General features: G+C 40.7%; 22 protein-coding genes, 1 pseudogene and 1 other annotated feature. Of the genes and pseudogenes, 9 read left to right on the top strand and 14 right to left on the bottom strand.

Features of this window, described 5'->3' with window-relative positions; genetic code table 11:
- The first annotated feature begins 104 nt into the window (after positions 1 to 104).
- A complete protein-coding gene (locus ACQ4KW_RS04430) occupies positions 105 to 716 on the top strand; it encodes a hypothetical protein (RefSeq protein ID WP_430885327.1) in 612 nt (203 codons plus the stop codon).
- Between the two features lie 62 nt (positions 717 to 778).
- Here the strand turns inward: ACQ4KW_RS04430 and ACQ4KW_RS04425 are convergent, their stop codons facing one another.
- From ACQ4KW_RS04425 to ACQ4KW_RS04410, 4 genes are all read right to left on the bottom strand, one after another.
- A complete protein-coding gene (locus ACQ4KW_RS04425; protein WP_430885326.1) occupies positions 779 to 1,339 on the bottom strand; it encodes a nitroreductase family protein in 561 nt (186 codons plus the stop codon).
- A gap of 93 nt (positions 1,340 to 1,432) precedes the next feature.
- Entirely contained in the window at positions 1,433 to 1,864 is a 432-nt protein-coding gene (locus tag ACQ4KW_RS04420) for a MarR family transcriptional regulator (RefSeq protein ID WP_430885325.1), read from the bottom strand.
- Positions 1,865 to 2,025: 161 nt separating this feature from the next.
- Positions 2,026 to 2,196 (bottom strand): hypothetical protein, encoded by a 171-nt coding sequence (locus ACQ4KW_RS04415; protein ID WP_430885324.1) that lies wholly within the window; start codon positions 2,194 to 2,196, stop codon positions 2,026 to 2,028.
- 81 nt (positions 2,197 to 2,277) lie between these two features.
- Positions 2,278 to 3,237, bottom strand: coding sequence for an ROK family protein (locus tag ACQ4KW_RS04410; protein WP_430885323.1), 960 nt, complete (start codon positions 3,235 to 3,237; stop codon positions 2,278 to 2,280).
- A gap of 396 nt (positions 3,238 to 3,633) precedes the next feature.
- On the opposite strand from ACQ4KW_RS04410, the gene ACQ4KW_RS04405 reads away from it, so the two are divergent.
- From ACQ4KW_RS04405 to ACQ4KW_RS04390, 4 genes and pseudogenes are all read left to right on the top strand, one after another.
- A complete protein-coding gene (locus tag ACQ4KW_RS04405) occupies positions 3,634 to 4,182 on the top strand; it encodes a hypothetical protein (protein ID WP_430885322.1) in 549 nt (182 codons plus the stop codon).
- A 313-nt stretch (positions 4,183 to 4,495) separates the two neighbouring features.
- A pseudogene (locus tag ACQ4KW_RS04400) lies at positions 4,496 to 4,692 on the top strand (Ada metal-binding domain-containing protein); the annotation flags it as partial.
- Positions 4,693 to 4,746: 54 nt separating this feature from the next.
- Positions 4,747 to 6,006 (top strand): helix-turn-helix domain-containing protein, encoded by a 1,260-nt coding sequence (locus tag ACQ4KW_RS04395; RefSeq protein WP_430886539.1) that lies wholly within the window; start codon positions 4,747 to 4,749, stop codon positions 6,004 to 6,006.
- Between the two features lie 163 nt (positions 6,007 to 6,169).
- On the top strand, positions 6,170 to 6,724 hold the full coding sequence (locus ACQ4KW_RS04390; protein WP_430885321.1) for a methylated-DNA--[protein]-cysteine S-methyltransferase: 555 nt from the start codon (positions 6,170 to 6,172) through the stop codon (positions 6,722 to 6,724).
- Positions 6,725 to 6,909: 185 nt separating this feature from the next.
- Here the strand turns inward: ACQ4KW_RS04390 and ACQ4KW_RS04385 are convergent, their stop codons facing one another.
- Positions 6,910 to 7,344 (bottom strand): flavodoxin, encoded by a 435-nt coding sequence (locus tag ACQ4KW_RS04385; RefSeq protein ID WP_430885320.1) that lies wholly within the window; start codon positions 7,342 to 7,344, stop codon positions 6,910 to 6,912.
- A 379-nt stretch (positions 7,345 to 7,723) separates the two neighbouring features.
- Complete coding sequence (locus tag ACQ4KW_RS04380; protein WP_430885319.1) at positions 7,724 to 8,932, bottom strand: L-lactate MFS transporter; 1,209 nt, start codon at positions 8,930 to 8,932, stop codon at positions 7,724 to 7,726.
- Positions 8,933 to 9,204: 272 nt separating this feature from the next.
- Here ACQ4KW_RS04380 and ACQ4KW_RS04375 point away from each other — a divergent pair, with 272 nt between their 5' ends.
- Positions 9,205 to 9,696, top strand: a complete 492-nt coding sequence (locus tag ACQ4KW_RS04375) for a GNAT family N-acetyltransferase (protein ID WP_430885318.1) — start codon at positions 9,205 to 9,207, stop codon at positions 9,694 to 9,696.
- 237 nt (positions 9,697 to 9,933) lie between these two features.
- Here the strand turns inward: ACQ4KW_RS04375 and ACQ4KW_RS04370 are convergent, their stop codons facing one another.
- Complete coding sequence (locus ACQ4KW_RS04370; RefSeq protein ID WP_430885317.1) at positions 9,934 to 11,364, bottom strand: alanine/glycine:cation symporter family protein; 1,431 nt, start codon at positions 11,362 to 11,364, stop codon at positions 9,934 to 9,936.
- A 437-nt stretch (positions 11,365 to 11,801) separates the two neighbouring features.
- Here ACQ4KW_RS04370 and ACQ4KW_RS04365 point away from each other — a divergent pair, with 437 nt between their 5' ends.
- A complete protein-coding gene (locus ACQ4KW_RS04365) occupies positions 11,802 to 12,218 on the top strand; it encodes an arsenate reductase ArsC (RefSeq protein WP_430885316.1) in 417 nt (138 codons plus the stop codon).
- A 182-nt stretch (positions 12,219 to 12,400) separates the two neighbouring features.
- Here ACQ4KW_RS04365 and ACQ4KW_RS04360 read toward each other — a convergent pair whose 3' ends face one another.
- From ACQ4KW_RS04360 to ACQ4KW_RS04350, 3 genes are all read right to left on the bottom strand, one after another.
- On the bottom strand, positions 12,401 to 12,814 hold the full coding sequence (locus ACQ4KW_RS04360) for a CGGC domain-containing protein (protein WP_430885315.1): 414 nt from the start codon (positions 12,812 to 12,814) through the stop codon (positions 12,401 to 12,403).
- 121 nt (positions 12,815 to 12,935) lie between these two features.
- The gene (locus tag ACQ4KW_RS04355) at positions 12,936 to 13,340 is read right to left on the bottom strand and encodes a DbpA RNA binding domain-containing protein (protein WP_430885314.1); all 405 of its coding nucleotides are present in this window, start codon (positions 13,338 to 13,340) and stop codon (positions 12,936 to 12,938) included.
- A gap of 7 nt (positions 13,341 to 13,347) precedes the next feature.
- Positions 13,348 to 14,499, bottom strand: coding sequence for a DEAD/DEAH box helicase (locus ACQ4KW_RS04350; RefSeq protein WP_430885313.1), 1,152 nt, complete (start codon positions 14,497 to 14,499; stop codon positions 13,348 to 13,350).
- Positions 14,500 to 14,866: 367 nt separating this feature from the next.
- Positions 14,867 to 15,122, top strand: a binding site (T-box leader).
- A gap of 312 nt (positions 15,123 to 15,434) precedes the next feature.
- Between ACQ4KW_RS04350 and trpB the strand changes: the two genes are divergently transcribed.
- Positions 15,435 to 16,655, top strand: coding sequence for a tryptophan synthase subunit beta (gene trpB, locus ACQ4KW_RS04345; protein WP_430885312.1), 1,221 nt, complete (start codon positions 15,435 to 15,437; stop codon positions 16,653 to 16,655).
- A gap of 223 nt (positions 16,656 to 16,878) precedes the next feature.
- Here the strand turns inward: trpB and ACQ4KW_RS04340 are convergent, their stop codons facing one another.
- The 4 genes from ACQ4KW_RS04340 to ACQ4KW_RS04325 form a co-directional block, all read right to left on the bottom strand.
- Complete coding sequence (locus ACQ4KW_RS04340) at positions 16,879 to 18,222, bottom strand: APC family permease (protein WP_430885311.1); 1,344 nt, start codon at positions 18,220 to 18,222, stop codon at positions 16,879 to 16,881.
- Positions 18,223 to 18,598: 376 nt separating this feature from the next.
- Positions 18,599 to 19,912: a D-serine ammonia-lyase gene (gene dsdA, locus ACQ4KW_RS04335; protein ID WP_430885310.1), complete on the bottom strand. Its 1,314-nt coding sequence runs from the start codon at positions 19,910 to 19,912 to the stop codon at positions 18,599 to 18,601.
- A 272-nt stretch (positions 19,913 to 20,184) separates the two neighbouring features.
- Complete coding sequence (locus tag ACQ4KW_RS04330; protein WP_430885309.1) at positions 20,185 to 22,968, bottom strand: response regulator; 2,784 nt, start codon at positions 22,966 to 22,968, stop codon at positions 20,185 to 20,187.
- Between the two features lie 100 nt (positions 22,969 to 23,068).
- Positions 23,069 to 24,124: a pirin family protein gene (locus tag ACQ4KW_RS04325; RefSeq protein ID WP_430885308.1), complete on the bottom strand. Its 1,056-nt coding sequence runs from the start codon at positions 24,122 to 24,124 to the stop codon at positions 23,069 to 23,071.
- A gap of 208 nt (positions 24,125 to 24,332) precedes the next feature.
- Between ACQ4KW_RS04325 and ACQ4KW_RS04320 the strand changes: the two genes are divergently transcribed.
- On the top strand, positions 24,333 to 24,785 hold the full coding sequence (locus ACQ4KW_RS04320; RefSeq protein WP_430885307.1) for an SRPBCC family protein: 453 nt from the start codon (positions 24,333 to 24,335) through the stop codon (positions 24,783 to 24,785).
- Positions 24,786 to 24,826 lie beyond the last annotated feature (41 nt).

Below are 24,826 nucleotides of genomic sequence, written 5' to 3'. Positions count from 1 at the left end.
TATAGTACAGCGACGGTTCTTAAATGATATTTTGCAAGTCGCTCAGATTAAGTGAAATATAGTCTATTCTTATCCATTGTAACTGTGAAGAAAAGGGGCCCCTGATGAAAATTCATTCTTCTACCAGAACACCCATTGACACTTCTATCCTTTTACTGAAAACTTATATTGATGTAAGTATTTTTTACTGTTTTGCCTTCCCAGTTCTATTCATGTACTACGGTGCATTTTGGGCATCCATTACACAATTCTTTTGTGGGCTGGGACTAATATGTGCACGACTGGCTTATAACTACAAGCACTATAAGCTATCCAAGTTGGTTGCCTTAACAGCCTCCTACATCGCTGTAACCACACAAATGCTTATATACATGCCCCATGAAATGGGCTTTCATTACTTATATTTGGCCCTTCTTATCGTAACGGTCATGCTGTTTAAATATGACAGCCTTGGAGCAAAAATCAGACTGGCTCTTATCACTTTAATCATTTGCATTTCTTTTTTTGCTTGTGAATTCTATGGGTATGAGATGTACCGCTACCTCTTCCCAGATCGAGTTTCACAAGCCATGTATGTGGTTTCAATTTTAGGCATGATGATTGGCCCCGTTCTAATTCTACTTAGTTTTTCCCTAGAACGAAGTCGGACAAATCAAGCCCTTTCAAATGCGCTTGAAGAAGACCCCAGAAGCCTTGATGGTGTCTGGAAAGTCTAAAATTACTGTAAAATAGAACAGCCCCTAGCGGAAGGTGAATACCTTCTTCTAGGGGCTGTTTTTTAGCGGATATATTGAATTGTGTTTTGAGCTCTTTTGGGTGCATTGGCTGCACGAACTGCCTTATAGCCTAAAACCAAGGCATAGTATGGCTTGTATCCGCTCGGAATTTTTAGTTTTTCCATATACGCATCCTTTTTAGGGCCATTGAGGGCAAAGCTGACCATGCCATTCCAACAGGCCCCCACATCTAATGATTCAGCTGCAATAAGCATATTTTGTGTGGCCGCAGCACAGTCAACAACAGGCATCATTGCAGACTCATTCCCAGAAACCAGCACAATGGTTGGGGCATTATAGAAAATATTAAACTTTTCATTTTCACCCATTTTTCTGATCATTTCATCTTTTGAATGTTTCGCCGTTTCTTTGGCGTCAATATTTAATTGATTTAAAAGGCTCGTATCCTGAATGACAGTAAAGTGCCATGGCTGCATGTTGTGAGCACTTGGCGCGTATATACCCGCTTCTAGTATCGCTTCTAACTCATGGTTCTTAATCTGTTCACTTTCAAATTTTCTTGTTGTCCGTCTGGCTTTTAACACGTCAATAACTTGATTCATAATAAACCTCCACGTTTCTTCAAATTTTGCTTCTTGTTTTATTTTGTTCGTTCGAGAACGAACAAAATAGGCAAAAAAACACTTTTGCCTCGGCTAAAGCACTTCTTTTCCTCTTGATAGCATGTTTTCAATAATTTTCATGAAAGTGTCAATGTCTTGGGGTTGTGTCTTCCCAAAAACAATTTCATTGATCTCACCACAAATTTTATCTAAGACACGCTTAATTTCTTGAGCCTGAGGTGTCATGGCAATATAGATATTTCGCTTGTCTTCTTGACACTCACAGCGTTTTATAAGTCCTGAATTTACATATTTGGTGATAATATCTGACAAAGATGACTTTGACTTACTCCATTTTTCGCAAAGCTCGTTAAAGAGGATGCCGTCTCCGTTTTGGGGAAGAATATAAAAAAGCGGTATATGGGCACTTAGAATGGGCAAATTTTCTTCTTTCAATCGTCTTGCTATGTACTGATCACCTAGATGAACAATTTGTCTCATAGATCCTAATAAGCAACCACTCATACTCTTTCCTCCTTTCGTTCGACTCCGAATGAATTCTAACACGTATTATTTGTTATGTCAAACACACATATAAAGGGTAATCCCTCCTATGTTCTGGTCATTTTAAACACATTAAGCGCAAATGAAAGGGCACATAAAAATTGAGCCCTATTGAAATGGACTCAATTTCTTAAGCTTGTATCTTGATCAAGTTCACAGTGCTTTAGAATTTCTGACTCTGAGACGTGGTATTTTAACGACGCCGCCTTAACAGCATAGGTCATATCATACTCCACTTGAACCAGCCGCACTATGTATGACGTCACATTTGCCCAAAACATAATATTTTTCATACCCTTCCCCTCCTGGTAATTTCATACCCTGAGCAAAAGGCTACAAACATTGTATATTTTTAACTGTCCTTGCAATGACATCTATTTCGTCAAATGGTCCCGTATCAGTTCATAGGCGCCATAAATGCCAGCATCATCACTCAAATGAGAAAGTTCAAACACAACACCATCCATCTGCCCTGGCATAACATGCCGCTTGGCTTCTGTTTTTATACCCTCAATTAGGTCTTGACCCAGGGCTTCCATTATGCCACCCCCAAGTATGACAAGGTCAGGATGGAACTGGTTTAAAAGTGTGCCCATGGCAAGGCCCAAATAGTAAACCGCCCGGTCAATGACTTCTACTGCCAAACTGTCTTCAGCTTCATAGGCCTTCTTCAAGCTGGAACTTTTGATAACTGCACCATCTGATTTCAAGTATTCTTCAAGGACTGTTTTTCTACCCTTTCTAATTTGACCTCTTATGGCACTTTGTATGCCTGTTTTCGATGCATAGGCTTCAAGACAGCCCTGTGACCCACATCCACAATAGGCCCCTTCTGGATTGACCACCATATGCCCAAACTCTGCTGCGCCCCCCTTGCCCACATAGAGCTTCTCATTGATTATGATGGCGCCTCCAACCCCAGTTCCAACAAAAATCCCCAGTACATTTTTCGCATCAACAATATGAGCTGCCTTCCATTCACCATACATGGCAACATTGACATCGTTGCCCAGAACAAATGGAACATTATAACGTTTTACAATTTTTTCTCCTAAATCAAAGTCCCTAAAAGGAATGTTGGGTGAAAAACTAACCAGCCTTTCATCTTTGATAATTCCAGGCGATCCTGCTCCAATGCCCAGCAGTTCTATTTTTTCATCTTGATCTTCAATAAGACCATCTATGACTTTGAAGATTTGTTTGAGCACGCTATCAATGCCTTCAGATGCCTTGGTCTTTTTCTTGACCCGTCTTAAAGAGATGCCATCTTCCGTGTATAGAGATCCCAGTATTTTTGTACCACCTATATCCAGTCCAATATATGTTCTCATCATTTCACGCCTTTCTAAATTTTAAGAATTATCTCTTCTTTTCCTACCCGAACTCTAGCTAGTAGTAACCCTTACATTGCATTTGTTTTACGGTATGACACTTTCATATCTATTTCATTTCAATCCTGTTACGAAGTCAATTCTCTACCTTTTTATTTGGTATAATCACAGAAGTTGCCTGATATATAGTCGCACGTCTGATTAATTATGCAGTTTGTAAGCGGTTCAGGCATAGTGACTTATTTTTGTGAATTTGATTTCACTTGGCCTGGCTCAATGAAGCCACTTGAAAAATAAAGCAAAGTCTTATCTTACATATGATCATATGATTAAGATGAGCCATACTTCTATTGTCAAAGTGCCCAAGTGAACTAGAATCTAATCTAAAGGAGATTACATATGAAACACATGAAGAAAATAATAATAACTCTCGCCCTATTTTGTTTGACCACGTCCACAGCCTACGCTGATTCTGAAGACGTTTCAGCAGTGCCCCTCACCGAAATTCTTCCTATCCAGGACCAGGTGAACTACACAGAAGAAGAAAAAGCCTTTCGCTTAGACGTTCCTCAAATGGCCATGGACATCCGCAATTTTATTGATACCCTTCGCGAAAACTCAAATTTTGATGGCACTGCCATTGTCATTAAGAACGATATTGTGGTACACCGAAGCGGTGATCTAAGCGCGCTTGCAAAATCACCTGACATGGCCCTTCACTACGAATCAAGCCTGCAAAGTGAAAATTCCCCACAAATTAGCAAGTATGAATGGGTGGATACGATAAACGACCTAGAACACCATTTTGAATTAGAAAGTGATGTGGATGGTCCTGTTGTTCTTTCAAAACGCAATTTCGATAAAAACACAACAATTTTAATCTTGTCTCATTCTTCCAACCAAGATGCCCTTGCTTTTGCTAGTGAAATTGAGGCTCAGCTCAACTAAACCAAGTGCCTTTTAAAAATTTCCACCATCAATGACCACTTGGTCTTATCAAAATTTAAAGGCATTCTTAGCAAAATAATGACTTAAACACTAAACATAAAAACCGCTCAAAAGGTGATTTCAATATCTTCTTTGAGCGGTTTTCTTATTCTACACAGAATCTGCGAGTCTATTCACAGGCGTGGCCAGCTTGACATAAAATGCCCGCTGGATTTTCACATTCATGTCCGAAAACGATAAGATAGAGGAGGAAAATATTATATAATAGTTACAAGGATTAATATAATTTTCAACCTAAAGAGAGGGAAATAACATGCTGACTCACAAAGACTGCTATGAAGCAGTCAAAGCACAAGATGGACGATTTGATGGCATTTTCTTTACAGCTGTAAAGACCACAAAATATACTGTCGTCCGATTTGTAAGGTCAAAGCCCCAAAATCTGAGAACTGTACTTTTTACGAAACGACAGAACTAGCAGAAGCTGCTGGGTATAGACCATGCTTGCGATGTCGGCCTGAGTTGGCACCTGCCTATTCAGAATATAAGCAGAAATCTGCAATCGTGAAACAGGCCTTCTCAATTTTCGAGGACCACCAATATGGGTCAGGCATCATTGCTATATGCGCAAAGGAACTGGGTATCTCAACCAGGCATTTGCACCGGACTTTCATTGAAGAACTGGGCGTTTCCCCTATACAGTACATTATGACAAGACGTCTGCTCCTTGCAAAATCTCTGCTGACAGACACCCAGCTCAAGATAAGTGACATTGCCTTGGCGTCTGGATTTGGAAGTGTTTCAAGATTTAATGCTACCTTTAAAAAGCATTATAGATTGACCCCCACAACCATTCGAAAAAGCACAGATGTAAACAGACCTCCAGATGGTATTATAATTTATCTTTCTTATCGGCCGCCCTATGACCACCTGAAAATGCTTGACTTCTTGAAGGCAAGATGTGTTCGTGGTGTTGAGATGGTCTCTGACGACAACACTTATCGTAGGGCATACGCCACAAGCGTTCAAGATAAATTTTATAAGGGATGGATTGAAATTAAGTTCATTCCTAAAAAAATGCAAGTCGCCTGTAGACTCAGCCCCTCCCTGCTACCGATCATCCAACATGTAATTCGCCAGATTAAACGGGTTTTTGATTTAGATTTCGACCCAAGATGCTTGCCACCAGGTATCAAAAAGGGTGTGAGGTTGCCTGGAGCCTTTAACGGATTTGAAATGAGCACACGAGCCATTTTGGGTCAACAAATCACTGTGAAAGCTGCCCATACCATAGCGGGGCGTTTTGTTGATCATCTTGGATCACATATTGAAACGCCTTGGCCACAGGTTAATCGAATCTTCCCAAGTCCAGAGACCATTGTACAACTTGGTGACCAAGTCACCCAAGTTTTAGGCCCTCTAGGCGTTATTAAAAGTCGGGCCCATGCTATTAGGCACTTGGCAGAAAAACTTGTGAGTGGAGATCTTCATTTTAATGCCTGTGGAAACGTAGAAGACACGCGCAAAACCCTTCTTTCCATAAAAGGCATAGGGCCGTGGACAGCTGATTACCTGACTATGCGTGCCCTAAGCTGGCCAGATATTTTTCTTGAAGGCGATGTCGGTGTTAGACATGCCCTCATGGATACCCTTACAGATGAAAACAAGGAACGCATATATGATAAAAAACATCTTGAATCCCAGTCTATTTCTAAAAGCAAGATGCAAAAAAACTTTGAAAAGGCGGCGGTGAATCACGCCAAGAAATATCATCCTTGGCGGAGCTATTACACCCTTTCCTTGTGGTATAGCCTCTCAGAATAGCCTTTTCTCACAAATAGTCACACGCTTTTGCCTAAATCATTATCATAGGATGGACTTTTTCAAAGTCATGTTAATTATGGGCTTAGCATGAAAGCCAGATATAGCATAGATAATGATTACACGAGTGTATTATGACCGTGCATTGAATACAGGAGGATCAGCCATGTTCTATGGAAGAATAACAAGTCAGTGGGGAAGGCTCACTGCAAAAATCAGTGGGGAGGGCGCCTTATGTGGTTTGTGGTTTGAAAATCAAAAATACTTTCCCAGCATAGATGCAGATGCCATTTGGTTAAATAGGGTAGACTCTCCCTCTGAAATACCCCGCCAGGTTACTCGAACCTTTAACCAGCTTATGGACCAGCTCAGCCAGTATGAAAATGGAGAAAGACAAACTTTCGACATCCCCCTTGCGCCCTCTGGCACCCCTTTTAGAAAAGTCGTTTGGGACGCCCTCTTGCAAGTGCCTTACGGGCAGACATCCACATATGGTCAAATTGCTGCATTGGTTGCGAAACGACTTGGCAAGAAGACCATGTCAGGGCAGGCCACAGGCGGGGCCGTTGGCCATAACCCTATAAGCATTATTATTCCATGTCACAGAATCATAGGAAAAAATGGAGCCCTTACCGGTTATGCTGGAGGTCTTGATAAAAAAGAAGCCCTTCTCTTGCATGAGAGAAGGCACAAAGAAAAAGGACACCATCAAGCAACATAGAATGATCAAACAAAAAAACAGCGCCTTGGTTTCAAAATAAATATTGAAACCGAGGCGCTGTTAATTTTTCAAATCATCGACGATATGTGATGAAATTGGTGCTGTGCTCACATGTATGAAACTGACATGACCCATTAGGTGGGTAGAACCTATTGGAATGGATTCATGCCTTGCCTGAGGACACTTTAAAACAAGCTTTTTGCCCAGTCTGAAATTTGTGCTTCATTTGAGCCAACATCTCCATCAATTTTTAGTCCCTCAGCTATCACTTTTGCTCCGCTCTCAGTGCCTTTTTCTTCGATTAGTCTAACCGCTTCACAGAAAACATGGGGGAACATGGCGCTGTCACCGCATCCAAATACGGCTAGAGCCTTGTCTGCAAAATGGTCTTTGCCCATGGAATCATAGAAAGAAAGGAAATCATCTTGAATATCGCCTTCTCCCCAAGTCGATGCTCCCAGTAAAACAAGGTCTGCCCCTGCTACGACACTGGTATCAACTTTTGAAACGTCGTGGATGGCCACTTCCGAACCTTTTGCCTTCAGTATTTCGCCAATCATATTAGCGGCTGTTTGCGTTGAGCCTGTTGTTGACCCATAAACAATTGTGATATTTTTCATTGGGATTCTCCTTTTGAACCAACTGTCCCCTCACAAGACAGATATACTGGTTCGACCTAGTTGTCTCTCTTTTGTTGTCTCGCGCATGCTATTCTTTTTCGTTGATAATGATTATCAATCGCAAATACATCTTAACAAGGTCTGAGTTTTAAGTCAATGCCCAAAACAAAAAATACGACTTGAACCTATAAACTACAAATGATTTATGTATACATTATGCATAATACCTTTACTGTCTTCAAAAACAAGGCCCAAAGCAATTCCTCTCCGCTTTTAAGTAAGACATGTGGTCAATTTCAAAAAAAACAGTCAGTTTAAAACTGACTGGGCGAAAATGACATGTTTTATTTTTATAGCTTTTTACCGCCAATACGAATATTTATGATTTCGTTGCCACAAGGGCCTGCTCTCTTTTACGCATGGATTTGACGACAAGAGCTAAGATTGCACCAGTTACAGCGAAGCAGGCTGCCATTATAAAAGTCTGTGTAAACCCGCTGGAGTGCCTTTTTAATATGGGCCCAATAATGGCTGCAATACCATAGGCCTGATAAACAACGCCATAGTTGGCTCCAATATTTTTCATACCAAAACCTTCCCCTGTGATGGTTGGAAATAGTGCGAGGAATCCACCAAAACTACAAGCTATCCCAGCCAAGCATATAAAGAAAAGCAGGGCATTTCGTGGAAAAACGGCCATAGTCACAAGGGAAACAGCTGTTACTATAAACATGATCAGGACAACCTCTATGCGTCCAATCCTATCAGAAATGGTTCCCCAAGCCAGTCGTCCACCAGCATTAAAAAGGGCTATTAAAGCCACAGCATTGGCCGCAGTCGCAGGATCAAGACCAACAACTTCTATACCAATGTCTTTCGCTAGACCAATCACCAATAACCCTGGCATACACCCTAGCATAAACATGATCCAGATGAAGTAAAATGATTTTTGCCTTATCATTTCACCCACTGTAAAATCCACAGAGCTTGTCAATGTGGATGCCTTCTGTGCATCTAAACGATCCGGCACTTTTAAAAACTGTGCTCCTATTACCACAAGTAGTAAATATATGCTTCCTAAATAAAGAAATGTATGAGAGACACCAACAGCTTCTAAAAAGTGCTGAATAAGGGACTTGAAAACAAGGCTGCCCCCACCAAATGCTCCAACGGCTATGCCTGTAATAAACCCCTTTTTCTCTGGAAACCACTTAAGGCACGTGGACAGGGGGCATACATATGCAAAACCCACACCGGCACCGCCAAGGACGCCATAAAAAAAATAAAGACCAGGCAGTGATTTTGAAAATGAAGCAAGAATCAAACCTCCACCATATAAAATGCCACCAATTGTAGCAACTTTTCTAGGCCCGATCTTATCTTGCAAACGACCTGAAAAGATCGTTGAAAAAGCAAAGACAAAGATGGCAATAGAATATGTCATAACAACTTGCTCGTTCGTCCAACCATACTTATCCATAAGTGGCTGATTAAATAAGCTCCAAGAGTAAATCGCCCCGAGGCAAACTTGCAAAAGCACAGCGCCAAATACAACGCTCCAACGGTTCACACTTTTTTGCTTTATCAAAATGACCCTCCTAAATATTTAATCCGATACCTTAAAATTTAAGCGGCTTGAGAATCAGGCGTGTGGTCAGTCCCTATAGTATATCTGGAGTTTAGATTTCATAAATATCTAGACATACTATAAAGGCTAAAGCACGTATCAGATTTACAAGTCGCTTGCCTAAAAAAATATATAGTTGTAAACAGTTTACTATGCTCCATATGCAATGTCTAGTACTTTTTTTCACCACTTTTATGCTACAATTATTGAGAAAAACAAGTCAGGAGGATGTAATGATAATAAGACAAGCTCAACAAAGTGATTTAAAGGTCATGACCGACATATACAATCAGGCCATCATCAGAAAAGAGTGCACTGCTGATACAGAAACCTTCACAGTTTCACAAAGACAAGCTTGGTTTGATGCCCACAAAGACCCGGCCTATCCCCTATACGCCTGCGAAATAGACGGTCGTGTCGTTGGCTATGTTTATTTAAGTGGTTACCGCCCAGGACGAAAAGCCATGCGCTACATCACTGAGGTCAGTTATTATATTGATAACGACTACCAGGGACAGGGCATTGGATCAAAGCTCCTCCCCTTTGCCATTGAAAAAGCCAAGGCTCTTGGTTACAGGGATATGGTTGCTATTCTTCTGAGCCTGAACACCCCCAGCATAAAACTGCTTGAAAAGTTTGGCTTTGAGAAATGGGGCGATCTTCCAAACGTTGCGGACTTTGATGGGGTCCTTTGCTCCCATTTGTATTACGGCCTTAAACTATAAGACACTTATAAAATAAGAGACTTTGCTTTTGTGCAAGGTCTCTTATTCTTATTCTTATTTTTAATTACTTATCGTCTGAGCAACTTGCAAAATATCCTTCAAGAGCCCTCCCTATACAATATATAGATATTTAAGAATTGAAAATTCTATACAAGGTCTAGAAAAAGGATGCATCTGTGATCCTGCAAGCGCCTGTGTTTCGTTTGGTGTATTGTTTGGTGCTTCGTTTGGTGTATCCTAGGCAGACTTCTTTGTAGCCTTTTTGTCTTCCCAACAGTCCACACCCTTAATGCCCGGTATTGTTCCCTTTGTGAACACCGGATCAAGACCCATGGATTTTTGAGATTTATAATCTGCTAGGGCTGCAAAGGCGATCTTACCAAGTAGGGCAATGGCAATCAAGTTTATGAAGGCCATCATACCCATGAAAAGGTCAGCCAGATCCCATACGATTCCTATTTTTGCCACAGAACCGAACACAACCATTGCGACCACAGCTATTCTATAAACAAATAGCCACTGTGGGCTCGATGTTATAAACTCGATGTTTGTCTCCCCGTAATAATAATTGCCAATAATTGAGCTAAATGCAAACAGAAGTATACAAGCAGCAATGAAAGTCGCTCCCCATGCGCCAACTTCTGTGCTAAGAGCATTTTGCGTTAGCTGAATTCCACTAAGGGATGTGTCTTTGTAGACACCACTTAGTAATATAACAAAGGCAGTGGCACTACAAATTAGAAGTGTATCTGTAAAGACGCCTAGTGTTTGAATTAGACCTTGCTTGACTGGATGGGATGTTGTAGCTGTTGCTGCTGCATTTGGTGCACTTCCCATGCCTGCTTCATTTGAGAACAAGCCTCTTTTTATGCCCTGCATCATTGCTATACCGATACCTCCGCCGATAGCCTGCTCCAGTCCAAAGGCACTCTTAATAATTAAAGCAATAATTCCAGGAATGGCTGTTATATTCATAATCAGAATATATGCTGCCACGAGGACGTAGGCGATTGCCATAACAGGTACAATAACTTCTGCCACCCTAGCAATTCGCTTAACCCCACCAAAGATGACGAGGGCTGTAACAGCAGTAATACCAATTCCCATAGTCAGTCGATCAATACCAAAGGCTTCGTTGAAAGCATACGTGATCGTATTTGACTGAACCGCGTTAAATACAAGTCCAAAACACATGGTGATAAGAACCGAGAATAAAATTCCCATCCATCGCTGACCGAGGGCTTTTTCCATATAATATGCTGGACCGCCTCTGAACCCTTTAGGATCTTCAATCTTATAAATTTGTGCCAGTGTGCTTTCAACAAACGCAGAAGCCGCGCCAATAAGGGCGATAAGCCACATCCAAAAAACTGCACCTGGGCCACCAACGGCAATAGCTAGGGCCACCCCGGCTAGATTGCCCGTTCCAACCCTTGAAGCGGTACTGATACAAAAGGCCTGAAACGATGATACACCGCCATCCTTATTGCCTGTCACTGACTTAGATGCGTTTTCAGTAAGCAGTTTGAACATTTCTCCAAACATTTTGAACTGAACCAAGCCTGATTTAAGTGTAAAATACAAACCGAGCCCAATTAACATAAAAATTAGAACATAAGACCATAGCATCGTGTTCATAAATGACACGATTGAGTTTAATAATTCCATAGTTCCCTCCGTTATAAAATCTTCTTGACTCACACACAAATCGGATTATTAACTAAAAGTAATATCCGAGGATAGATTATATCAGAAAATATTACATTTCCGTCAAAGTTGTTCTATTCGAATTATTAGGAATTATCTGACATATGCATTAAAACATTATATAGCAAGAGATTTCTGTCATGCCTGAAAATTTAAGATCTATGATTTTCGATCAACATTTCCGCTTGTATCATAAATTACATGCAAGTTTTTGACCACCTGAAATATTTATAATTTAAGATTGTAGATGTATTGCATCTATATTAGAATATGCTTATATGGTCTAACGTTGTATAAGAATAAAGTTTGAGGCACATGCAAAATTCATTTTACAAATGTTTTTTGCTGATCGCCCACTATAAATCCAGTCAAAGTCAAATAGATAAGGGAGACGAAATATGAAATATAAAGTTGCATTTGTATGTGTACACAACTCTTGTAGAAGTCAAATGGCTGAAGGATTTGCAAAAACTCTCGGCAGCGACATTATAGAAGCTTATTCAGCAGGCACGGAAAACTATCCTGAGGTTAAACCTCTCGCTGTTGAAGTCATGGAAGAGGCAGGTGTTGATATGAGTGCGCACAAGCCAAAACTTCTCACCGACATTCCAGAGGAACTTGATCTACTTATCACTATGGGGTGTAATGTACAGTGTCCTTTTGTTCCAAATCGTCACTCGGAAGATTGGGGCCTTGATGATCCATCGGGTGGACCTATTGAAGACTTTAGAAAAACACGTGAGCTTGTTAAAGCAAAAGTGGAAGAGCTTATAAAGCGTCTTAAAAATAATGAAATTGAACTTGCAGATTTATAGAAACTTGCATGGCTTCCACAAGGCTTATTAAATCCATAATTTAATCTATAGAACAAAACCGCTTAAATCATCCCAATTTCAGGACTTGATTTAAGCGGTTTTTATTTTTCTATATATGTTTTTATATGTTTTTATATGTTTTATATATGTTTTATATGTTTTTTTAACTTTATTATATGGGTCTATTCGTATGTATTATATTGCCCTTCACATCTTCTTTTATGGGCATTCTTGCTGATATAAGTTTTTTCCACAATATTGTTGTAACCATGTTTGCCAATAATTTTTTTTATATATTCCACATGGGGACACCTGTCATAGTGGTGATTGTCTGTCACCATGCAGGATGCCAGGTGGACAACAATTTCATTTTTTGACAAACCTTCTGCCTTGGCAAGCTTTTTCGTGAAGTGTTCTAGTTTGGCGGCTGTACCCTTGCCACAGCATCCTCCACAAGTAAATGCAATATACTTGGTTGACGGTGGATAATCCTTGAACATCTCATCTCTGTTATAAAATGCATTCGTACAGGCAAAGCCACTGCATCTGTTTTTAGCAATTTGGCATTGTATAAGCACTGCATACTTTGGGTCCATAATGTGCCTTCCTTTCCTCTCCTTGATCGTCTGCCTTTATTATAACATTATAGTTGACTTGAACTTTATGGCAAAAAAAAGCATGGACACTGACCCTGAAGGGCTATCCATGCTTTTCATTCTATTTATTATTCGAACCACGGCTTTTCTTCCAGTGCTTTTTCTCATCTCTTCCACCGGATTGTGCCCGGGACTGGAAATCACGCCCTCGGCGGGCACTTTTCTCTCCTGGCCAAAGCTCATCGTCAGCCCTGCTCACCTTCCGAATTCTCCCCTTTAAGGTTTTCTTTTGGAGGGCTTTTAGAACCATAGGTCCCTTTCCATGCAAGACTTCAAAGTAAGTGGATATGTCCAGAATATTGATAATACCTATATCATCTTTTGTCATGCCTTCAATGGCACAGAGGGTTCCAACAATATCAGCGGCACGCATCTTTTGCTTTTTCCCTGCATTGATATGAATTTTAAGTATATCTTCATTCATTTTGGCGCCTTTGTCTTCCTTGACTTCAGGCTTTGAATTCATTTTATCTTCAAAGGCTGGCAGGGCACTTTTTTACAGCTTCTTCGTCAGGAAAATTCTGTAGGTCCAATTCTGTATTTGTGTATGTCTCGATCTCAGATAAATACTGCCCGTCCGTTTCCGTAACGAAAGTGATGGCACGGCCATCTCTTCCTTTTCGACCCGTTCGACCAATTCTATGAACATAACTTTCTGGATCTTCTGGAATATCATAATTTACGACAAGAGATACCTTGTCGACGTCAATCCCTCTCGCAGCCACCCCCGTTGCAATAAGGTATCTGAATTTTCCTTTTTTGAAACTATTCATTTCACGCATTCTATCTCTTTGTGCCATGCCTCCATGAATTCGCCCACAGGTATAGCCCAGGTCCTTCATTTTTTCATAAAGTTCATCCACACGAATTTTCATGTTGCAAAAGACCATGCAAGTGTCTGGATTTTCAAGTATGGTCAGATCTCTGAAAAGATCAAACTTGTCCCTTGAATCCACATCGTACCGAAGTTGTTTGATGCGATCTGTTGCTGGACTTTCACTTTCTATTTCAACTGTTTCTGGCGCCTTCATATAGGCATCGCACAGACTTTCAATATCCTTTGGAATCGTTGCAGAAAATAGGAGTGTCACCCTCTCTTCTGGTAAGCGGGATATAATTTCATGAAGTTGATCTATGAAACCCATATTGAGCATTTCATCCGCTTCATCTATAATCAGATATTTTATCATGGATGGATCAAGGGTTTCCTGTTCAAGATGATCTATCAGTCTGCCTGGTGTTCCCACAACCACATGCATTTTCTGCTTGAGCTCCCTTGCTTGAATATGAAAGGGTGCCTTTCCAAACACGGCACAGGTTTTGATACGCTTGTATCTGCCAATATGAAAAACTTCTTCTTTTACTTGCATGGCCAGCTCTCTTGTCGGTGTTATTACAAGGGCTTGCGGTTTGTTTTCTTCCCAGTCGACCAACTCACAAATAGGGATAGCAAAAGCTGCTGTTTTCCCACTGCCTGTCTGTGATTTTACAATCATGTCTTGGGCTCGTAGAATGGTTGGAATCACATTCTCTTGCACCTTTGTTGGATTATTGTAATTCATTAAATCCAAGGCTTTTAATATTTCTTCACTTAAATCAAAGCTTTTGAACGCTTTCTGACTCATATTAATCACTTCTCTTTTCTTTTTCAGGCACACTTTTATGCTCTGCCCGCTTGAAATCCATGTTAAGACCTTCTATTTGTTAACCGACCTGCAAAATATCCATGTATAAATCAAATACTTAGGAATTATCTATTTCACAACCCAAATTTATGCGATTTATTCTCTTCTATCTTAAAATTCAATTGGATTCTTGACAAGATATGCCTTATTAGAAGAGATACTGATTGTATCATGATTCAGGCCATAGAGTAAGATAATTAGCAAATAAGCCTTCAACTTTTTTCACTAATATAGAATCTTTATCTTGACAGGTCACCATATTTTGAGCTAAACTGCTTATTAATAACTTAATGAAAACTCAATCACAATGAAAACAATGACTGGGAAGAGTAAGATGAATGCGCTTTTTAAGAGAGCCGGGGATGGTGGGATTCCGGTAAAGTTACTTGATCTGAATGGACTCAGGAGTGGAATCTGAAAGTTTACAAGTAGGTGCCCCGGGCTTCTCCCGTTACAGAGATAGAATATCGGATGCATTATCCCGTATTTGAAAAAGACAGAAAAGACCATTCGTTTTTTCTAACCAGAGGTGGCACCGCGAAATTATAAATATCGCCCTCTATGCGCATAGCGCATAGGGGGCTTTTTGTATTTTTGGAACCTGTAACTCTCAAGCACACATTCCAAACATTTTATCTTTAACATCAAGGCACAATGACTAGGAGGGCATATCATGCATGACACATGAAGGCTAAGACGCAAATATTATTCAAACATCTTTTACTTAAAATGCGACCTGCAAACTCTCATTGTTTCCATCACTTGATTTTATCTAGAAGAGTGATATGCCTTTCTAAATAAAATCAAGTGATGGATAAACTCTGAATTTTCCAGGCGCCTAACTCAAACAAACACAATCTGAGGAGGCATTTAAAATGACAACAAATCAAACAGGCACACAATCAATTCGTAATATGGACGGTAACTTTGGTGACTATGGTGGCGCTTTTGTTCCCGATCCCCTAAAAGCACCCTTAAAGGACCTTGAAAATGCCTTTGTGAAATACATCCATGACCCTGACTTTCAGGACGAATTGCGATACTACCAAAAAGAATACATTGGTCGGTCAAATCCCCTGTATTTTGCACAGAACCTAACGACTCAAACCGGCGGGGCAAAAATTTATTTAAAACGTGAAGACTTAAACCATACAGGCGCCCATAAAATCAATAACACTATTGGTCAGGTGCTTCTGGCAAAACGCATGAATAAAAACAGAATCATTGCTGAAACAGGTGCGGGCCAGCACGGCGTGGCCACTGCCACTGTTTGTGCCCTCTTTAATATGGACTGTACCATTTACATGGGTGAAAAAGATATGGAAAGACAAGCTCTAAACGTATTTAAAATGGAACTGCTTGGTGCCAAGGTGGTCCCAGCACAATCTGGACAGAAAACGCTTAAAGAAGCTGTTGATGAAGCCCTTATGGATTATGTCACCAACTGTGAAGACACCTACTACTTGCTGGGATCTGTTGTTGGTCCCCACCCTTATCCCGTTATGGTTAGAGAATTTCAGAGCATAATTGGTTCAGAGGTCAAGGATCAGATGAGAGAAAAGGAAGGTCAATTGCCCGACTACCTCGTGGCTTGTGTTGGTGGGGGGAGTAACGCTATGGGACTCTTTCATGCCTTCTATAATGACAAATCCGTCAAAATGATTGGGGTTGAACCTTCTGGCACTGGTATGGAAACCGGTCAGCATGCCGCAACCATGACCCTTGGAAAACCAGGTATTATACATGGGTTTAAGTGCTATAACCTTCAAGACGACAAGGGAGAACCCCTTCCGGTGCATTCTATTGCAGCTGGGCTGGATTATCCTGGTGTGGGGCCTGAGCACAGTCATTTTAAGGACATAAACCGCTGTGACTACGTTACAGCTTCTGACCAAGATGCCATCGACGGCTTCAAACTTCTTTCAAAAACAGAGGGTATTATTCCTGCTATTGAAAGTGCCCACGCCGTTAGCTATGGTGTCAAACTGGCTAAAACACTATCTTCTGACAAAATTGTTGTGATTAATCTTTCAGGTCGCGGGGACAAGGACATGGTTCGTATGCAGGACATTTTGTCACAGGATCTTTCCGAGTAAGTCATAAAAAAACACGTGCCATCTAGGCACGTGTTTCATTTTATCGACAAAGTCGATCGTTGGTTGTTGAATCAATTTCCCAATAACGTTTACTCAGTATTTAGCGTTTCGTATTTTCTCATTGCGGAAAATCCCTTGTCTATTGAAGCTATCCCCATAACTTAAATAGGAACCATCCAGTCGAAATACTATTTACCACTTTATTACTCTATTTCACTGTATATTACTTTGCTTTTTTCTTAATCATTGCATACACAGGCAGGCCTGTCAGAGTGATGGCAATTCCAAACCCTGCTGTATAAGCATCGTTGAATATTGTGCTAATGACAATATACAGTCCGCCGGCGATGCCCACAATTGGCATAAATGGATATAGCGGAACGTGGTATGTTCTTTTTAAATGTCCAAATGACTTACGCAATTTGAATATGCCTGCCACAGTAATAATGAAGAATATCCAAACCACAAACATGGCCAAGTTGGTAAGAATCTCAAACGATCCCGAAAGTACATAAAGGCAAGCCAGTAGACCTTCAAGCACAAGGGCGTTCACTGGTGTTGCTCCCTTGTCGCTTAGACGACCAATTTTTTCTGAATACGGAAAGAGTCCTCTTTGTCCCATGGCAAATGGAATTCGAACCCCTGTCATAAGGTAGCCGTTTAAGGCTCCAAATATTGAAACCATAATGCCACCAGCAATCAAAGCTGCTCCAGCGTCTCCAAATAATGCCACAGACACATCTGTTGCTGGTTTTTCTGATCCCATTAGGCTCTCAGCTGGAACCACATTGATAAGGGCTGTATTAAACAATACATAAACAATAATAATAGCTGATAAACCAAATATAATGGCTTTTGGAAGGTCCTTTCCAGGATTTTTAAGTTCTCCTGCAATATTTGTAACACCAATCCAACCATCATAAGCCCAAAGTGTTCCAAGCATGGCTGCACCAAATCCCGCTAGACCTGTTGCGCTTGACGCTACGGTTGTAACTGCCTTAACGCCGCCAGCTGAACCGCTTGACAGACCAAAGAAAATGATAATCCCAATGGGAATCAGTTTGCCGACAGTTGCGAAAATTTGTACCTTGCTGCCTAGCTTTGTAGATATAATATTGACAACCACTAAAAAGAGAATGGTTCCCATAGCCAAAAGTCTTTGACTCATATCATTCATAGGTATAAAAAATGTGGCCTGTGTTACAAAAACAACAGATAAAGCCGCTATAGAACCTGGCACATAAATAAGTGACTGAACCCAGCCATATAAAAAGGCCATTTTCTCACTGTAAAGTGTTCTTAGATAGGCGAAAACACCACCTGTTTCAGGGATGGCCGTGGCTATTTCACTAATTGTAAGAGCCGAAGCCATTGCTATACATCCACCTGCCAGCCATGCCATAATGCTAAGAAAAGGATTTCCTGCATGGTTTAAAACTGTCGATGTCTTAAAGAATATGCCAGAACCTATAACCATGCCCACAACCATGACCATGGCATCTGCCAATCCCATACTTTTTGCTAATTTTTTTTCTGCCTTAACTGCAACCTTTGATGCGGTTTCCATAAGAAGCCTCCAATCGTGTCTGAATCATTCCTTATATTTTTGATCCGCCTGCCGATATCCCCCCGACAAGGAATCGAATGGTAAAATATTCAGATTCTTCAGTAATTTCGTTAATTCATTAACAACCACATCACATTGTAGGCTCATATCTATGTCAAGTCAATCATATTTATTCAATATCACTTAAAAGTTCTATAATAATTTTCTATTATGATTTCCCACGTCTTTTTGCCAGATAATTCGAAAATTTCGCATTTGAAAATCATTTGATTCACTTGCACTATATCTACACACATCAAAAACCAGATTGCGTTAATTTTTCTTTACAGGCGCCTATTTTAGTAATTCCCGACCCCTTGCATAATACTTTTCTCTTTCAGACTGTACAACCATGCTGCCCCCCCGTGCCCCAGGCCAAATGGCTTGCCTTTTTCATCTTTTCTACCAGGCCCTGGTCTTTTAAGTAGTCTAGGCCTTCCTGTGTTTGAAATAACTTTACAGGCCCTATTAGACCCGCAAAGGCAGAGGGTTCCATAAATATGTCTTCTTGGTCTTTTAGGGCTGTCAATAGCCTGAACAGGGTATCATCATCCACGGTGTAATCACCGCTTATCATGTGTTCAAGAGTCTTTCCCACGAATCCCGATGGACGCCCCACTGCCAGACCGTCTGCCTGTGTTTTATTGTCTATACCAAAATCCTGAACACACAGCTTGTCGTGGGCCCCGGTCATAAGTCCAATCAACATGCAGGGCGAATGTGTTGGCTCTGCAAAGAAGCAGTGTACATGATCTTTGAAGACAAGTTTTAGACCAAAAGCCACGCCGCCTGGACCACCACCCACTCCACATGGTAGGTAGACGAAAAGAGGATGATCTGCATCTACACTCACATCCATGTCATCAAGTTGCTCTTTCAGCCGACTGGCAGCCACAGCATATCCCAAAAACAAATTCTCTGAATTCTCATCATCCACAAAGTAGCTCATAGGGTCTGTATCAGATTGTTTGCGCCCTTCTTCGACAGCCTTGCTATAGTCTGATGCATACTCAATAACAGTCACCCCACGACTTCTAAGCAGGTCCTTTTTCCACTGTTTTGCATCCGCCGACATATGCACATAAACCTTAAACCCTAGTTTGGCGCTCATAATTCCAATGCTCAAACCCAAATTGCCCGTTGATCCAACGGCAATGCTGTACTGATTAAAAAAACGTCTAAAGGCATCGCTATCAAGTATTTCATAGTTGTCTTCTGTTGTTAGCAGGCCCCCTTGTATGGCCAAATCCTCAGCATGCTTTAAAACTTCATAAATGCCCCCCCTGGCTTTTATAGAACCTGATATTGCCAAATGGCTGTCGCATTTTAAAAGAACTTGTCCGTCAATCTTCACATTGTAATAGGTCTGCATCCAGTTTTTCATCTTTGGAATTTCAAGGGTCTCAGACTCTATAATGCCTCCTGTTTTTTCCGTTTCTTTGAAGACCCTCTGAATATAAGGGGCAAAACGTTTCAGTCTTTCTTTAGCATCTTCAACATGGGCATCGGTCAGATTAACACGTCTAATTGCTTGGTCAAATGACATCAAATCATCGTTGGTCCAAAAACTTTCTCTAAGCGCCATCAAGTCATGAAGCCGTGGAAACTCCGCTTGCCACTCGGATGATGACTTGCCTTCTATGCTCTTCATTTTATGATATGCCTCCTTATGAATCGTGTATAAATATACAGTTTTTTCTGTGTTTTCAGTTTCTTTTGACAAGTTCAGACTACCATGTTCTGTCAAGCCGGGTCAAACTAAATAATCCTCTTTTCTTTCGATATGACCTTATGCTATCTTTTCATCCACGTCACTGGATATAGCGCATAGAAAATCCGCTAAAATCAAAAGGCAAGTTGCAATTTTGCCTACCACCATTTTAGCGGATCTACATAATACATTATTATTGAATTCTACCCCAGTTACCCTATCTTTTGACCATTCATGACATTCTCAATATTGTGCAGGGCTTTATTACACTTGAGTACATCTTCTTCGTGGGCGCCTTCTTCCAGTTTTATGACCTGATCGTATAAGGCGTGCAGTTGAAGATTTCCTGAACTGCCTTTTAACCTATGGGCATCTTTCTTAACTTCTGTGAAGTCATTTTCCTTTATGTGATTTTGAATTCTGGTCAGCTCTGTGTATAGATCTTCAAGAAAATCATGGTACATACATTCCAAGTCGTTCAAATCGATTTCTGTGATTTCATGTAGGGTTTTCATGGCATCTTCCATAAAGACCGGCATCTGTCTTTTTTGATCTTCTGGTGCTTGCTCTCCACGAGCCCTATTCTCTAAACCGCTTCCCCTCTCCTTGTTTGCCTTATTTTTCATAACGTCATCAAGCAGGTCTTTTAAAAGCTTATAGTTTAAAGGTTTTGTGATATAGTCATCCATCCCAGCATCATAGCATTTCTTTCTATCCTTTTCAAAGGCACTGGCTGTCAGAGCCACAATAAGGGTTTTAGATTCATTGCCATCTAGCTGGCGTATATTTTTCGTTGCTTCATAACCATCCATAACTGGCATCTGACAATCCATAAATACCACATCGTACTGTCCGCTTTGGACAGCTTCAAAAGCCTCTTTTCCGTTATCTACTGAGTCACATTCTGCCCCAAACTTGCTCATATAGTTTTCAAACAGCTTTTGATTTGTCTTATTGTCTTCAGCCAGCAAGACTTTCAGGGACTTCTTCTCAAAGCAATTTTCATCATTTTGGGCTTCTAGTCTCCTCTCATCCAGTTTTTCGTCTGTCAAGTAATTGTAGACATGTGTGATAAATTGGTTTCGCCTTATTGGCTTCATGATCAAGTCATTTATAGACCCATCACACTTTGCCCGTATCTCTTCTTTGTCATGGGAAGAACTCATAACAATAAATGTCACGTCTGAGATGGCCGGAATGGCTCTAATCACCTGGGCCAGCTCCACGCCATTCATTCTTGGCATTTGGAAATCACAAATGACCAGATCAAAGGGCTTTCCGTCTCGAGCCGCTTTCAGTAGGGTGGTAATGGCCTGGTCACCACCTGAACATTCCACAATATGGTCAATAATTTTTTCAATGTAGCCCATAGCCACTTTACGATTTTTCCTATTATCATCCACTATCAGAATTCGCTTGTCACCGATTTCATTATGAATTTGCTCATCTGGCATTTGTGCTTTTCCAATACCTAGGGGTAGCTTAAACTCGAACTCACTGCCTTCTCCAATCCGGCTTGTCACCTGCATAGACCCCTGCATGAGTTCAACGAGATTTTTACTGATGTTAAGCCCAAGTCCCGTTCCTCCAAACTCCCTTGTGGTTGACGCATCCGCCTGGGTAAAGGGCTCAAAGAGTATTGGGATTTTATCAGGTTCAATGCCTATGCCCGTATCTTTTACAGACACAGTGACATCCACTAGTTTGTCGTTTTCTTTGACTTCGCTCCCCACATAAATAGTGACCTCTCCCTCGTGGGTAAACTTTACAGCATTTGAGACAAGATTGACGATAATTTGACGTATTCTTGTGGGATCTCCAATGACCATGTCAGGAAAATCGCTTTGAATGATAGGATAAATCTCTATTTCTTTATCTTTGGCTTGATTGCTAAACATAGACACAATGTTATCAATGGTGGCTCTTAAGTTGAAAGGAATCGACTCAAGGCTTACCCGTCCCTGCTCGATTTTGGACACATCAAGCACATCTGATATAAGTTGAAGAAGGGTCACACTTGACGTATAGACTTCATTGACATAGTCTTCTTGCTCAGGGTCAAGCGTGGTTTGTTTGAGAAGGTCTATAAATCCAAGAATGCCGTTCATCGGTGTTCGAATTTCGTGGGACATATTGGCAAGAAACATACTTTTGGCTTGATTGGCCTTCATGGCTTGAAGCAGTTCCGTTTCTGCTGAATACTTCTCCTCATAAAGCTTGAGCATGGACTCTTTGCGTTCTGTATTGTCAATACATATGCCAACAATGGTTTCTGTTGTGTCCTCAAATCCAAGGCTGTTGGCAAAGGTTCTCAAATGCTTGACCTCTCCCCCATCTGTTCGGATAGAAAAATCCGCATCAAATCTGTCTTTTTTTTCTATGGCCTCTTGCATCATTTGTTCCAGTCGGATCATATCCACTCTGGAAACACATTTGCGCCATATATGTATCGGTTTTTGCATATTTGATTTCTTTGTCACGCCGAATATTTCATACATGGATTCATTCCAGTGTAGCTCATCGGTTTTGACATTGTGCTCCCAAACACCTATATGAGAGGAGTCTGTTAACAGTTTTATCTTTTCTCCCATTTTCATATTGTCCAGTTCAAGGGAGCGTCGCTTTGAAATGTCCCTCCACGCCACTAGAAGAATATCTTTGTCCTCCGTTGGAACTGCGGTTAATACCACTTCTGTGGGGAAAAGTTCGCCATTCATTTTCTTGTGCGTCCATTCGAACTTATGCGATCCCTTTTCTAAAGCAAGGTCTATCATTTCCCTAGCCTTTTCATCTGAACGTCTTCCATCCATTTGAATGGCCGGGGATATTTCAATAGGTGATATTCCAATGAGTTGACCATCTTCAGCTTGGAGCATGTTTTCACTGCTCTTATTAGACATAATAAACCGACCATTTTGAATCAGACAGTAGGCATCACCCGAGACCTCAAATAATGTTTTAAATAATTCGCTATCTATAACTAATGATTTTTTCATAAAGGCATCCTCCTAAAAAGCTCATTTAGTTAGACCTACCCACAATCATAAGTGATATAAGCTTTCATTCCCATTTTTTAAAAATCTTTATTAATGCCATTTAGTCTTTACGGTCTTCACTTACTGGATATACCACCCGACCATCTTCGTACTTTGCAAAACGCCCTTTGTCCTTAGGATTAACAGGATCAGACCTATCCCATGGCCATCCACCAAATCTTGTTTTCTGATAGTCATCATAGGCTGTTCGGATTTCATCCATTGTGTTCATAACAAAGGGGCCGTACTGGGCCACAGGTTCATTTATAGGCACAGCCTGCAAAATGAGAATTTCAGCCTCTTTGCCTTGACTCTCAATGGACAATGCCTCGGGCTTAACATAGGCCTGGTATTCTTTTTCAAGGATTTCTTTATTGATTTTAATGCCCTGTCCTTTGTAGTGATATATGGCTCTTTTTACATGATCTGAAGCCTTTGGCAATGTGAATTTTGCCCCTTCATCAATTTTGACCAGCATGATGCTTAATTCGCTTTCTGGATTTGATGCATAAGAATCAGGCGCGGGTTTTGCAGATTCTACTGACATAAACTGACCCGCAATGAGCGTCACACTTATGTTGCTTTCTTCTTTTGCGGTTTCATCATTTAAAATCATGTCATTCTTTAAATGAATAATGGGAACTTCTTCACTCCATAGCATCTTATAATGAGGCTTTACAAACTTATCTTTTTTGGGCAGGTTGAGCCATATTTGAAATAGATGAAGTGGGTTTTCCTTGTCTGAATGCACCAGAGGAAACATTTCTGCATGCTGCATGCCTTCTCCAGCTGTCATCCACTGGACGTCCCCTTGACCATAGCGTCCCGAAGCCCCCTTCGAATCAAAGTGGTCCACAAAGCCTTCAAGAACCACTGTGACTGTTTCAAATCCCCTATGAGGATGCTCAGGAAAACCAGGAACAGTCCGACCATGATACATTTTCCAGTCATTGCTCAAATCGAAGTCTTGCCCCAAATTTCTTCGTGATAGGGGCATGGCTGGTCCGAGCTGGTCTGTTCCCTTAGGGTATTTATCAAGATGATGGGCACAGAATAGAAATGGGTCTTGAGTCTCCCAGTGAAACCCAAGGGCTTTTTTTGATAGAATTACGCTCATAATACCTCCTGTTTTTACCGTTTCTTTTATACTTATTATTTAAAACGTATCCAATGTTTACTGACTTTTATCAAGTCTTAACAATATGAATGAATGGTTTTTATTTAGGTATGTATACTTTATAAAAAGTTTCAACAGACCGCTTGTAAGAACCTAGTCTTTATATACCATTTAAGCAAGCCATAAATCAAAGCACTTGGGAGGACTTATGAAATACAAATGTGAAGTGACCATCGATTTGCCCCGTGATGCAGTTATCGCCTTGTTTAAAAATCTAGAGTTTCGACCTGTGTGGCAAGAAGGTCTGACTCGAATTGAGAATATTGAAGGGATTGCCTTTGAAGTAAACGCTGTCCATCAATATCATTTTATGATGAAGAACAAGGAAATGATCATTAAAGAAACCATTCTAGAACAGCATTTTCCGGACTATATAAGTGCCATGTATGTGTCTTCCGGTGTTGAAAATATTTCAACAGATGAATTTATCAGCAAGCCAAATCATTCGACTACTTACGTAAGTGAGCAAGAGTTTTATTCCAATAAGCTCTTTTACAGACTCCTCTTTATTTTTATGCCATCCATGTTCAAAAGAGAGACACAAAAGACCCTAAATGCCTTTAAATCTTTTTGTGAAGGCCATGATTTAAACACTGACTAAGGCCCACAAAAATAATTCATACAATAAAACCGCTTAACCGT

The organism is Tianxiuia mixotrophica (assembly GCF_050596425.1).
Classification (GTDB): Bacteria; Bacillota; Clostridia; order Peptostreptococcales; family Acidaminobacteraceae.
The sequence above is the reverse complement of the archived record's forward strand: the minus strand, read 5'-3'. Positions and strand labels throughout refer to the sequence as shown.